Source organism: Streptomyces sp., assembly GCF_031178505.1.
Taxonomy (GTDB): domain Bacteria; phylum Actinomycetota; class Actinomycetes; order Streptomycetales; family Streptomycetaceae; genus Streptomyces; species Streptomyces gulbargensis.
Window position 1 is genome coordinate 1 of record NZ_JAPSIW010000170.1, and the last position, 10,800, is coordinate 10,800.

The window sequence follows — 10,800 nt, forward strand, 5'->3', positions numbered from 1 at the left end:
CAGCCCGGCGGGACGCGGGAGGGATCCGGCGGTTCCCCGGTCAGCACCACCGGGGCGCCCCCGGACTCCGGGAGGACCGACAGCAGCGCCCGGGTGTACGGATGGCGAGGGGCCGTCAGGACGGACTTTACGGGCCCCGTCTCCACCACCCGGCCCAGGTACATCACCGCCACCCGGTCCGCGATGTTCCAGGCCAGGCCCAGATCGTGCGTCACCACCAGGGCGGACAGCCCCAGTTCGTCGCGGAGCCGCAGCAGCAGGGCCAGCACCTCGCCCCGTACGGACGCGTCCAGGGAGGCGACCGGCTCGTCCGCGACGATGAGCTCCGGTTCCAGGACGAGCGCCCCCGCGATGACCACCCGCTGCCGCTGGCCGCCGGACAGCTCGTGCGGATAGCGCAGGAAGAACCGCTCCGGCGGCCGCAGCCCGGCCCGCGCGAGCGCCCCCGCCACCGCCGCCCGCTCGTCCCCCTCGTGGCCGTGGATCCGCAGCCCCTCCGCCACCGCGTCGTACACGGTGTGCCGGGGGTTCAGCGAACCGCTCGGGTCCTGCAGCACCAGCTGCGCCCGCCGCCGGTACGCCTTCAGCGCCCCCGACGCGTACACCAGGGGACTCCCGGCGAAGGAGACCGAGCCGGAGGTCGGCCGGACCAGGCCCAGGAGCGACCGGGCGAGGGTCGTCTTCCCGCAGCCGGACTCGCCGACCAGGGCCACGATCTCGCCCGCCCCGATGTCCAGGTCGACCCCGTCCACGGCCCGCGCGGGCGGCGCCCCCCGCCGCCCGGGGAAGGTGACGCGCAGCCCGCGCGCGGACAGCAGGGGACCGGTGACCGCACTCATGACACGCTCCCCACATGGACGCAGGCGGCCCGGTGTCCCGGCCCCGCCTCCCGCAGCTCCTGGTCCCGTTCGGCACAGGACTCCACCACCACCGGGCAGCGCGGATGGAACGCGCAGCCCCCCGGCAGACCGGCCGGGTCCGGCGGATCACCCGGAAGGCCGCGCGGGGCCCGCCGGGACGCCGGATCCCCGACACGGGGGAACGCCGAGGACAGCGCCCGCCCGTACGGGTGCGCGGCCGCCTCGAACACCTGCCGCGCCGGACCCTCCTCCACCACCCGGCCCGCGTACATCACGGCGAGCCGGTCGCAGGTGTCGGCGAGGACCGCCAGGTCGTGGCTGATCATCAGCAGGCTGATGGACTGCTCGGCGACCAGCCCCTCGACGAGGCGCAGGATCTGCGCCTGGATCATCACGTCGAGCGCGGTCGTCGGCTCGTCCGCGACGATCAGCCGCGGGTCGCAGGCCAGGGCCATCGCGATCATCACCCGCTGGCGCTGACCACCCGACAACTCGTGCGGATAGGCTGCCGCCCGCGCCGCCGGCAGCCCCACGTGTTCGAGCAGCTCTCCGGCCCTGCGGCGGGCCGCCGCGGGGGTCGCCCGGCCGTGCACCAGCAGCGGCTCCCCGATCTGGTCCCCGATCCTGCGGACCGCGTTCAGCGAGTGCATCGCGCCCTGGAAGACGATCGAGGCGCCCGCCCAGCGCACGGCCCGCAGCCGGCCCCATGACATGGTGAGGACGTCCTCGCCGTCGAGCAGGATCTCGCCGCTCAGCCGCGCCGACGCCGGCAGGAGCCGCAGCAGCGCCAGCGCGAGCGTGGACTTGCCGCAGCCGGACTCGCCCGCCACACCGAGCTTCTGCCCGGCGGCCAGGCTCAGGTCCACGCCCCGCACGGCCGGCACGGCCCCCGCCCCCGTCCCGTAGGTGACCCGCAGGTCCCGCACCTCCAGGAGACTCACCGTCCCACCCCCAGCTTCGGATTGAGCACCGACTCGACCGCCCGGCCGCACAGCGTGAACGCCAGCGCGACCAGGGCGATCGCGATCCCCGGCGGGGCCAGGTACCACCAGTGCCCGGAGGAGACCGCGCCCGCCTCGCGGGCGTCCTGGAGCATGCCGCCCCAGGAGACCACCGTCGGGTCACCGAGCCCGAGGAAGGCGAGGGTCGCCTCGGTGAGGATCGCGGTCGAGATGCCGAGGGTGGTCTGCGCGAGGACCAGCGGCATCACGTTCGGCAGCACGTGCCGGGTCATGACGTGCCGGTGGCCGCCGCCGAGGGCCCTCGCCCGCTCGATGTACGGGCGGGACTCGACGGCGATCGTCTGCGCCCGCACCAGCCGCGCGGTGGTCGGCCAGGACGTCACCCCGATCGCCAGGACCACCGTCCACACCGACCGGGACATGACGGTGGCCAGCACGATCGCCAGGACCAGCGTCGGCATCACGAGGAACCAGTCGGTGATCCGCATGACGACGGTGGCGAACCAGCCGCCGTAGTGACCGGCCACGATGCCCACCAGGGTGCCGATGGCGACCGAGAGGACCGCCGCGAGCAGCCCCACCAGCAGGGAGACACGGGCGCCCTGGACCAGCAGCCCGAGCAGGGAGCGCCCGAACTGGTCGGTGCCGAGCGGGAAGGCGGCGCTCGGCGCTTCGAGCGCGGTGCCGGGCGCGTTCGTCACCGACTGCACGTCGGAGCCGACGAGCAGCGGCGCGGCGAGCGCGAGCAGGCCGATCACGGCCAGGCCCGCGAGGCCGTACAGTCCGGCGCGGTGGGTGCGGTACGCCCGCCAGAAGCGGACGGCCGAGCCCTTGCGCCGTTCCCATGTGAGAGAGGTCATCGGCCCACCCGGGGATCGAGCAGCGGATAGAGCAGGTCGGCGATCAGGTTCATCAGGATCATCGCCCCGGCGAAGACCACGAACAGGCCCTGCACCAGCGGCAGATCGGGCACGCTCAGCGCCTGGTAGAACAGCCCCCCGAGCCCCGGCCAGGAGAACACCGTCTCCACCAGGATCGAACCGGCCGCCACGTGACCGAGGTTGATGAAGATCATGGTGACGGTGGGCAGCAGCGCGTTGGGCACGGCGTGCCGGCGCCGCACCGCGTCGTCGCGCAGCCCCTTCGCCCGCGCGGTGGTGAGGTAGTCGCCGCCCATCTCGTCGAGCAGCGAGGACCGCATCACCAGGAGCGTCTGCGCGTAGCCGACCGCGACGAGCGTGACCACCGGCAGGACGAGGTGGTGGGCGACGTCGAGGACGTACGCGAGGCCGGTCTCGCCCGTCCCCGACTCCATGCCGCCCGTCGGGAAGAGGCCGGGGACGGGGCCCGTGCCGACGGAGAAGACGATGATGAGGAGGAGCCCCAGCCAGAACGAGGGCACCGACCACAGCGTCAGCGCGAGACCGGTGTGCAGCCGGTCGCCGAGCCCGCCGTGCCGCCAGGCGGAACGGGTGCCGAGCCAGAGCCCCAGCGCCGAGTAGAGCACGACGGCCACCCCGGTGAGCAGCAGGGTCGCCGGCAGCTTCGCCGCGATGAGCTCCCCGACCGGGGCGCGGAACTGGAAGGAGGTGCCGAGGTCGCCGCCCAGCGCCTTGGCGCAGTAGTCGGTGAACTGCTGCCACAGCGGTTGGTCCAGGCCGAACTGGCGCCGCAGTGTATCCAGTTGCTGCGCCGAGGTGGGGACGCCGTGGGTCATCGCCTTCACCGGGTCACCGGGGATGATCCGGAAGAGGAAGAAGCTCGTCACGAGGACGGCGAACAGCGAGACGGCCGCGCCGGCCAGCTTCCCCGCCGCGTGACGGAGATAACCGGTTCCGGGGCGGGTGCGGGGCGCGCCGCCCGTGGTGCGGGCCCCGGGGGTCCGCACCACGTCGGCGGGGGTGCTCGCGGTCGTCACGGACTACTCGCGGTCGTCGGCGGAGGCACGGCGGCGCAGACCGAGGACGACGGCGGCGCCGGCCACCACGACGACGGCCGCCCCGATGCCCACGACCAGGCCGGTGGAGGAGCCGCCGCCGGAGCCCCCGCCGGAGGCGGCGCCGGCCGGCACGGCCGACCACCAGCTCCAGTAGCCGTCCTGTCCCCAGAGGTTGCCGGCCGCCTCCGGCATGGTGGTGATGGACCTGATGTGGTCCGTGCGGTACGCCTCCAGGGCGTTGGGGTAGGCCATGACGTTCATGTATCCCGTGTCGTAGAGCCGGGACTGCATCCGCTTCACCAGCTCCGCCCGCCTGGCCGGGTCGTACTCCTCCGCCTGCTGGGCGTAGAGCGCGTCGAACTCCTGGTCGCAGATGAAGTTGTCGGTGGCGCCGGTGTCCTTCGGGGTGGCGGGCAGGGTGCCGCAGGTGTGGATGGAGAGGACGTAGTCGGGGTCCGGGTTGACCGACCAGCCGTCGAAGGCGAGGTCGTAGTCGCCCTTGAGCCACGGGTCCGAGACACTGTCCAGGCACTCGACCTTCAGGCCGATGCCGAGCTTGCCCCACCACTCCTGGAGGTACTTGCCGACCGCCTTGTCGTTGGGGTCGGTGGCATGGCACAGGATCCGGAAGTCCAGAGGCCTGCCGTCCTTGCCGGCCCGCTTGCCGTCGGCGTTCCTGCGGTAGCCGGCGGAGTCCAGGAGCCGCTCGGCCGCGGCCGGGTCGTACGCCCGTTTCTGCGTGGCGGACGGCTTCCAGAAGTACGCGCCGAAGCGGGGCGGGATGTAGCCCTCGCCCTCGACGGCGTGCCCCTGGAAGACCTTCTCGACGAGGGTGGCGCGGTCGACCGCGAGGAAGAGGGCCTTGCGCACGGCCGGGTCGAGCAGCGCCTTGTGGCCGTTGCCGAAGGCGGTGCCGTCCTTGGCGCGGGCGCCGGGGTTGGTGGCGAGCGCGTAGAAGCGGCGGCCGGGAGCGTCGTTGACCTTGATGTTCTTCTGCGTCCTGAGCGCGGCGGCCTGGGCGGGCGTCAGGTTCGGCACGAAGGACACCTCGCCCTTCTGGAGGGCCGCGACGGCGGCGTCGCCGTCCTTGTAGTACTTGAAGACCAGTTCGTCGAACTTCGGCGCGCCCCGCCAGAAGGACTTGTTGGGCTTGAGCTTCAGGTACTGGTCGACCTTGAAGTCGGTGATGACGAAGGGGCCGTTGCCGACGATCGGGAACCGCTGGTCGTTGTTGAACTTCGAGAAGTCCCCCACCTTCTCCCACACGTGCTTGGGCACGATCGGGACGTCGAGCGCGGTCATCGTGGCCTGCGGCTTCTTCAGTTCGATGACGAGCGTGCGCGGGTCGGGGGCGGTGACCTTCCGGAAGTTGGCGGTGAAGCTGCCGTTGGCGGTGGCGGCGTCCGGATCGGTCATCATCTTGTTGAAGGTCCAGGCCGCGTCCTCAGCGGTGGCCGGCTTCCCGTCGGACCAGGTGGAGTTCTCCCGGATCGTGTACGTCCACGTGAGCTTGTCCGCCGACGGCTTCCAGGACGTGGCGAAGCCCGGGACGGTGCGGGCGTCCTTCGGGTCGTAGTTGGTGAGGTACTCGTACGCCAGGCGGTGGATGCTCGTCGAGGTGAGCTTCTGGGCGAGGAACGGGCTCAGCGAGTCGATGCTCTGCGAGACCGCGACCGTCAGGGTGGTGGGACCCGACGCGCCCCCCTCGGCCCGGGCGGTGCCGGGGACGGCCACGAGCGAGGCGGCGGTGACACCGGTGGCGAGCAGCAGGCGCAGGGCTCGGCGGGCGGGCTCGGCGGGACGGGGTGGAACCTTCGTGACCATGACCATGGGACGTGACCTCGCGTCGAGGGAATCTGGCGTGGAGTCGTGGATCTTGGACGGACGACGGGTGAAGCGAAGGTGTATCAGCGGTGGTCTGCCGTCGTCAACGATCGCTCAAACCCCGTGTGGGCTGCGGGAACGCCATGAGGCCCCGTACCGGTTCACCGGTACGGGGCCTCATTGGTCTACTCCTGTGACGCCTTACTGCTGAGGGGCTGGCGGCGCCTGCGCGGGCTGCTGCTGCGGCCAGTTCGGCGGCGGGAAACCGCCCTGGCCGCCGGCCGCCTCCTGGTCCTGCGGCTCGGCCTGCGGGGGAAGCGGCTGCCCCGGCTGCGCGGGCGGACCCGCCTGCGGCTGCGGCTGCTGCCAGCCCTGGGGCGGACCGTACGGCTGCCCGCCGCCCTGCGGCGCGCCGTACGGCTGACCCGGGGCGGGCTGCCCCGGCGCCGGGGCGTGCGGTGCGCCGGGCGCGGGCTGGGCCCCGTACGGCTGTCCCGGCACCGGCGGCTGCCCGTAGGGCTGCTGCGGCGGGTACGGCTGCCCCGGCGCGGGCTGCTGCGCGCCGTACGGCTGGGCGGCGGCCGGCGGGGCCCCGTACGGCTGTCCCGGCACGGGCGCGGCCCCGTACGGCTGTCCCGGTACGGGCTGACCGGGCATCGGCCCGGGGACGGGCCCACCGGGCACGGGCTGGGCCGGCGGCATCGGTCCGCCCGGCATCGGCGGGGCCATGTGCGGCGGCATGCCGCCCTGGCCGTCGCCGGTCCACAGGCCCTGCGCCTGCTGGGCCCGCGAGAAGTCCTCGGCCACCATCGCCGAGAGGTGGAAGTAGGCCTCCCGGGTCTTCGGCCGCATCATGTCGAGGTCGACCTCGGCGCCGGCCGCCAGGTGCTCGTCGAAGGGCACCACCACGACACCGCGGCAGCGGGTCTGGAAGTGCTGCACGATGTCCTCGACCTTGATCATCTTTCCGGTCTCGCGGACCCCGGAGATGACCGTGATCGAGCGCTGCACCAGATCCGCGTATCCGTGCGCGGAGAGCCAGTCCAGCGTCGTGGAGGCGCTGGAGGCGCCGTCCACGGACGGCGTCGAGATGATGATCAGCTGATCGGCGAGGTCGAGCACGCCGCGCATCGCGCTGTAGAGCAGACCCGTGCCCGAGTCGGTCAGGATGATCGGGTACTGCTTGCCCAGGACGTCGATCGCCCGCCGGTAGTCCTCGTCGTTGAAGGTCGTCGAGACCGCCGGGTCCACGTCGTTGGCGAGGATCTCCAGACCGGACGGCGCCTGCGAGGTGAACCGCCGGATGTCCATGTACGAGTGGAGGTACGGGATCGCCTGCACCAGGTCGCGGATGGTCGCCCCGGTCTCGCGGCGCACCCGGCGGCCGAGCGTACCGGCGTCCGGGTTCGCGTCGATCGCCAGGATCTTGTCCTGCCGCTCGGTGGCGAGGGTCGCGCCGAGCGCGGTGGTCGTCGTGGTCTTGCCGACACCGCCCTTGAGCGAGATGACCGCGATCCGGTAGCAGGAGAGCACCGGCGTCCGGATCAGCTCCAGCTTCCGCTGCCGCTCCGCCTCCTCCTTCTTGCCGCCGAGCTTGAAGCGGGCGGCGCCGCCCGGGTTCCGGCTCGACTTGGGCTTCTGCTTGTTGTTGCGCAGCAGCCGGTCGGAGGAGAGCTCGACCGCCGCCGTGTACCCGAGCGGGGCGCCCGGCACGGACCGTTCGCGCTGGTCGTGCGTGACCGCTGAGGGCCAGGCCGCCCCCGTGCGCGGGTCCACCGGACCCTGCGCCTCCTGCGGGTACCCGTACGCACCGGGCTGGGGCTGCGGCGGCACCGGCGGCTGCGGGTGGGGCTGCGCCTGCGGATAGCCGTACCCCCCGCCCTGCGGGGCGGGCGGGTAGCCGTACCCCGGCTGCTGCTGCGGATAGCCGTAACCGCCGGGCTGCGGCTGGGCCTGCGGGGGCACGGGGCCCGGCGGCACCGGCGCGGCCGGGGGCATCGGCTGCGGCACCGGGGGCTGCGGGCCGGCGGGCGGCGCGGGCCACGGCTGGGCGGCCGGGGGCGCGGCGGGCTGGAAGGCGGGCGGCAGCGGCGGCAGCCCGGCGGTGCCCTGCGGGGCACCGGGAGCGCCCGGGTGGGGCGCGGCGGGGAAGCCCCCCTCCGGCGGGGCGGGCGCCTCGGCGGCGGGGAGCGGCCCGGGAGCGGCCGGCGGCGGCGCGGCGGGAGCGGCGTCCTCGACCGGGGCCTCGGCGGGCGCGGGAGCGCTTTCCGCGTCGTCGGGGGTGGAGTCCTGGGCGGGCTCGGCCGCACCCGCCTCGGGGGCGGCCGTCTCCCCGGCCGGCGTCGCGGCTCCCGCGCCGGCGGGGGACCCGCCCTCCGCGCTCACGGAGGTGTCGGCGCCGGCGGTGCCCGCGTCGGGGGCCTCGCCGCCTGTGGTGTCCGGCCCGGCCGCGCCTTCCGCGCCGGTGGTGCCACCGGCCTCGGCGCCGGCCGTGGCCGTCGGCGTGGACCCCTCCGGTGCCGCCTCGGCGGGCCCGGACGTGGACGCCTGGGCCCCGGACGCCCGTTCCTCCGTCTCGCGCCTCATCGCGGCGGGGGAGAAGCGCACGGTCGCGCCGCTCTGCACCTCACCGCCGCCGGTGGCGGGCGCGGAGGCGGGTGCGGGCGCGGAGGCGGGCGTCTGCTGGGCGGGTACGGGAAGCGGCGCTGCGGGCGCCGGGGCGGGGGCCGCCGGTGCCGGGACGGGGACCGGGCCGGACGCCGCCGGCTCCGGCGCCGCCGGGGCGGGACTCCAGCTGGGCTCGAAGCCCTGCTGCGCCGGGGGGTTCGGGTTCGGCACCGCGAGCGGGGCCCCGGTGGGCGGCGGGGGAGTGACCCCGCCCGTCCCCGCACCGCCCGACGCGTTCTGCGTGTACCAGGCGGGCGGGGTGTAGTCGATGGTGAACTCACCCGTCATCTCGGCGGGATCCGCGTCGGACTGATCGTCGGCGGGCGCGTTCCAGCCCCCGTGGATCTCGTCCCGATCGCCGTTCACTTTGCCTCCTGGTGTGGTCGAGCACCCGTGTGCCGTTGCTGGGCGGGGCCCTTCCACCCTAAACGCCGCGCGTACCGCTCGGGCAGGCCCGACCGGCCCTCCCCGAGCGCCTCCGCGCACCGGTTCCGCCCCCAAGTGATCCGGCCACGCCGCAGAGTGAGAACCCCGCCCGTTCAAAACGATGCAAAAGCGGACGTACTTGAGCGACGGGTGTCGCTCAGTCCATCCGGCGGGCGCCGCCCAACAATCCGGTCTCGGCGTCCGTGCCCTGCGTCATGACGAACTGCCGGTCGCCCTGCGTGCACCAGAGCGTCACTCCGTCGGCGAGCGTCGAGAGCGTCTCGTACTCCTGGCGCGGCAGGCCCATGATCCGGCCGATCTGCACCGCCTCGTCGGGGGAGACCCGCTGCACCCCGACCAGGGAGGACTTCTCCAGGAGCCGGGGCGCGACCGGGCTCAGATAGGGGAGCAGCGTCACCACCGACTGCCAGGGCGCCGAGACCACCCGGCCGCGCGGCGGACGCATGCCGCAGTCGCGGACGACGACCACCGGGCTGCCCGCGGAGGCGCCCTGCGGCGGCACCCGCCCCACGTCGTGCAGCGTGACGCAGGGCTGTCCGCCGCCCGCGGCCTGCGCGAGCGCCGTCCACGCCTGCGCGCGCCCGGTCTCCACCGCCACCCGGGCTCCGGTCGCCGCCGCCCGCAGCGCCAGCACCTGCGCGGTCCACAGACCGCCGATGAGCGTCACGTCGTACGGCACCGGCCGGTTGATGCCGAGCACGGCGGGCCGCCCCTCCGCGTCGACGCCGATCACCATGCCGTCGTCGCCGACCGGCAGGGCCAGCGCCTCCAGGTGTTCGAGCGGTACGGAGTGCCGGTCGCGGCGCGGGCCGACGAGCCCGAAGCCGAAGCGGGGGCGCGCGCCCCGGCCCGTACGCCGGGCGGCGGCACGGGAACCCCCGGCACCGCGCCCGGTCCCGCGCCCGGACGGCCCCGCGGGCCCCGTGGAGTAGGCGGACATCAGCGCGCACCTCCCAGCGGCAGCGTCGCGAGCATGCCCGGCACCTGTTCCCTGTCGAGACGGACGAGCCCCGTCCGCACCCCGCGCGCGGCCCGCTCCAACTCGTGCCGGGCGGCCACCAGTTCCTCGTCGCTGCGCCCGGTGATCCGTACGTGTCCGGTCACCGTCACCTCCTGCCGGTCCCCGCCGCTCAGCGTCAGGCTGAACGTCGTCGCGAGCGCGGGCAGCGAGGTCAGCAGGGCCACCAGCTGCGGCATCGAGGCCCCCGGCCCGCCGCCCGGACCGCCCAACTGGGGCCAGCGCCCCACCCAGTACGTCGTGTGCCGCCGGTCGTCGACCCGCCAGGTCCGCGCCGTCTCCTGCGTCCGCCGCCCCGGCGCCTGCCCCCGGCCCGCCTGCGCGATCGCCATCGGGCTGGCACAGGTCGAGGTGGCGAGTGCCGCCGTCAGCTCCTGCTCGGTGAGCACGCTCGCCCGGAACCCCGCGCCGGCCAGCCGGCTCGCCAGCTGGTCCGCCGCCCGCACCAGGCACTTCTGCGCCCCCGTCAGACCGCCGCCGCGCGCGGCGACCGCCTCCGGGCACAGCTCGGGGTCGAGCTTGAGCGCGATCCACGTGATGCGCACGGCGGGAGAGCCCGTCTGCGCCTGGAGCGGCCCGTAGTTGCGCGCCGCCATCGACTGCGCCGGCAGGTGCGGGGCCGGTGCCGGCTGGGTGTGCTGGACGATCTGCGCCGACTCCAGCCGGATGCCGTCCACGCTCAGCACGTCCCGGACGAGCGCGACCGGCAGCGGGCGCGCCGCCCGGTCCGGGCGCAGCGCCGTCCCGTCCGCGTCGACCCGCAGGACGGCCGTCAGGAAGGTGCCGTCCCCGATCATCCCGACCGGACGCCGGTCGCGGTCGCTGTACGTGTACGTACGCAGCGCCGGGTCGCACTCGACCACCGGCGCGAGCCCCGGCTCCGTGCCCTCGGGCACCGTGAGCGAGGCCGCCCGGCGCGTCCGGGCGCGCAGCGCGAGGAAGGTGCCGAGCCACTCGGGCATCGACCGCTTGTGCCGCCGCACCACCGCGAGGAGGACCAGGACGACGGCGAGCACACCCGCCGGCACCAGGAGGACCGGGTCGACCACCCAGGCGACGGCGAGCACCGCCGCCGCCACCTCG

At 74.6% G+C, this 10,800-nt stretch carries 8 protein-coding genes; all 8 read right to left on the reverse strand.

Annotation, left to right across the window (positions count from 1 at the left end):
* Positions 1-839 (reverse strand): ABC transporter ATP-binding protein (locus RIF68_RS14235; RefSeq protein ID WP_309051601.1); only part of this gene is annotated, 839 nt, incomplete at its 3' end.
* Entirely contained in the window at positions 836-1,801 is a 966-nt protein-coding gene (locus RIF68_RS14240) for an ABC transporter ATP-binding protein (protein WP_309051602.1), read from the reverse strand. The genes RIF68_RS14235 and RIF68_RS14240, both read right to left, overlap by 4 nt.
* Positions 1,798-2,682, reverse strand: coding sequence for an ABC transporter permease (locus RIF68_RS14245; protein ID WP_309051603.1), 885 nt, complete (start codon positions 2,680-2,682; stop codon positions 1,798-1,800). Before RIF68_RS14245 ends, RIF68_RS14240 begins: the two co-directional genes overlap by 4 nt.
* The gene (locus RIF68_RS14250) at positions 2,679-3,740 is read right to left on the reverse strand and encodes an ABC transporter permease (RefSeq protein WP_309051604.1); all 1,062 of its coding nucleotides are present in this window, start codon (positions 3,738-3,740) and stop codon (positions 2,679-2,681) included. The genes RIF68_RS14245 and RIF68_RS14250 overlap by 4 nt, the downstream gene beginning before the upstream one ends.
* A gap of 3 nt (positions 3,741-3,743) precedes the next feature.
* The gene (locus RIF68_RS14255; RefSeq protein ID WP_309051608.1) at positions 3,744-5,585 is read right to left on the reverse strand and encodes an ABC transporter substrate-binding protein; all 1,842 of its coding nucleotides are present in this window, start codon (positions 5,583-5,585) and stop codon (positions 3,744-3,746) included.
* Positions 5,586-5,786: 201 nt separating this feature from the next.
* A complete protein-coding gene (locus tag RIF68_RS14260) occupies positions 5,787-8,618 on the reverse strand; it encodes an SCO5717 family growth-regulating ATPase (RefSeq protein WP_309051605.1) in 2,832 nt (943 codons plus the stop codon).
* A 217-nt stretch (positions 8,619-8,835) separates the two neighbouring features.
* Positions 8,836-9,639 carry a hypothetical protein gene (locus RIF68_RS14265; RefSeq protein WP_309051606.1) on the reverse strand — a complete coding sequence of 268 codons (804 nt, stop codon included), beginning with the start codon at positions 9,637-9,639 and terminating at the stop codon, positions 8,836-8,838.
* Positions 9,639-10,800, reverse strand: a 1,162-nt coding sequence (eccE, locus tag RIF68_RS14270; RefSeq protein WP_309051607.1) for a type VII secretion protein EccE, incomplete at its 5' end; no start/stop codon positions are given. The genes RIF68_RS14265 and eccE, both read right to left, overlap by 1 nt.